Genomic DNA, 1,409 nt, shown 5'->3' with positions numbered 1-1,409 from the left:
GCCAGGCCCCGGACGTCCGGGTGAACCTCGGGCTCCCCCTGGTCGGGCCGGAGGTCGTCGGGCTCCGCTCGCTCCACCTCTACGCGCTCAAGGGCATCTGCGCCTACGCCCACCACGCCGACGTGCTCGGCCGCCGCAGCGCCGAGGTCCTCGGCGGCGTCGAGGACGCCCTCGCCTACCTGGCCGGCGAGCCGACCGACCCCGCCGAGCTGCTGGAGCGCGCCGTCGGCCTCGGCCGGCTGAACCTCGCCGCGATCGAACTGCTCGACGCCGCCAACACCGGCACCTACGGCCCCCAGCAGCCCACCACGGTGCGCACCACCCCCGTCGCCGGAAAGGCGATCCTGGTCAGCGGCCACGACCTGCGGGACCTGGAAGCCGTCCTGGTGCAGACCAGGGACCAGGGCATCAACGTCTACACCCACGGCGAGATGCTCCCCGCCCACGCCTACCCGCTGCTCAAGGCCCACCCGCACCTGGCCGGCAACTACGGCGGCGCCTGGCAGGACCAGCAGCAGGAGTTCGCCGCCTTCCCCGGCCCGATCCTGATGACCTCCAACTGCATCATCGAACCGCACGTCAGCTACCGCCGCCGGATCTACACCGCCGGACCGGTCGGCTGGCCCGGCGTCCGGCACCTCGCCGACCACGACTTCCGTCCGCTGATCCAGGCCGCCCACGCCCTGCCCGGATTCCCGGAGACCGCCGCCGAGGAGGAGGCCGTCACCGTCGGCTTCGGCCGGGACGCCGTGCTCGCGGTCGCCGACCAGGTGGTCCACGCCGTGCGGCAGGGCATCATCCGTCACTTCTTCCTGATCGGCGGCTGCGACGGCCCCACCCCCGGACGCGACTACTACACCGACTTCGCCCTCGGCGCGCCCCGGGACAGCGTGGTGCTCACCCTCGGCTGCGCCAAGTACCGCTTCAACCGGCACGACTTCGGCGAGATCGCGGGCCTCCCCCGGCTGCTGGACCTCGGCCAGTGCAACGACACCTACTCCGCCATCCGGATCGCCACCGCGCTGGCCGACGCCTTCGAGTGCGAGGTCAACGACCTGCCGCTCACCCTGGCGCTGTCCTGGACCGAGCAGAAGGCCGTCGCCGTGCTGCTCACCCTGCTCGCCCTGGGCATCCGCAACATCCACCTCGGCCCCTCGCTGCCCGGCTTCCTGACCCCCGCCCTGGTCGACGAGCTGGTGAAGCGGTTCGACCTGCGGGTGATCGGCGACCCGGCGGCCGACCTGGCCGCGGCCCTCGAACGGACGGCGTCATGAGCACCGCCGACCCGGTGGAGGCGACCGGCTCGCACCCCGTCACCCTCACCACCAGCGACGGCGGCCGGCTGGAGTTCGACTGCGCCCCCGGCCGCAGCGTCCTGGAGGCCGCGGCGGAGGCCGGCGCCGCCCTCC

General features: G+C 73.5%; 1 protein-coding gene. It reads left to right on the top strand.

Going from position 1 to position 1,409, the window contains the following annotated elements; all coding sequences use genetic code 11:
* Nucleotides 1-1,274, top strand: a 1,274-nt coding sequence (hcp, locus tag ACIQOV_RS41375) for a hydroxylamine reductase (protein WP_401056298.1), incomplete at its 5' end; no start/stop codon positions are given.
* Nucleotides 1,275-1,409 lie beyond the last annotated feature (135 nt).

The organism is Kitasatospora sp. NPDC091257, from assembly GCF_044757675.1.
Lineage (GTDB): Bacteria > Actinomycetota > Actinomycetes > Streptomycetales > Streptomycetaceae > Kitasatospora > Kitasatospora lactacystinica.
The sequence above is the reverse complement of the archived record's forward strand: the minus strand, read 5'-3'. Positions and strand labels throughout refer to the sequence as shown.